General features: G+C 33.0%; 1 protein-coding gene. It reads left to right on the top strand.

The window, feature by feature from the left end; genetic code table 11:
* Positions 1–352: hypothetical protein (locus tag HMPREF3029_RS09570; RefSeq protein WP_210400788.1), on the top strand; the 352-nt coding region annotated here is incomplete at both ends.

Genomic DNA, 352 nt, shown 5'->3' with positions numbered 1-352 from the left:
CCTCATTATATCCCAGAGCATTCCCATTAGTTAGATATGAACTAGGAGATGTCCTAGAGGGAGTGGAGAGGGATGGACATAGCGTCTATGCGTTTGAAAGAATTAAAGGTAGAAATAATGATTTTTTACATCTAGATGATGACACTCCGATCCATTCAGAGGGTATTACACACGCAATTAAATTTTCGAATGAAATAACATCATATCAAATCAGATATACTAAAGAGAAAATATACACAATATATATTAAAAGTAGTAAAAAATTATTGGATGAAGACTTTAAGGCAATTCGAACTCGCCTGTCTCAGGTTGATAAAAGACTAGAAGATATAAATATTAAACAAGTTGACCA

The sequence above is a fragment of the Nosocomiicoccus sp. HMSC059G07 genome, assembly GCF_001815515.1.
Classification (GTDB): domain Bacteria; phylum Bacillota; class Bacilli; order Staphylococcales; family Salinicoccaceae; genus Nosocomiicoccus; species Nosocomiicoccus ampullae_A.
The sequence above is the reverse complement of the archived record's forward strand: the minus strand, read 5'-3'. Positions and strand labels throughout refer to the sequence as shown.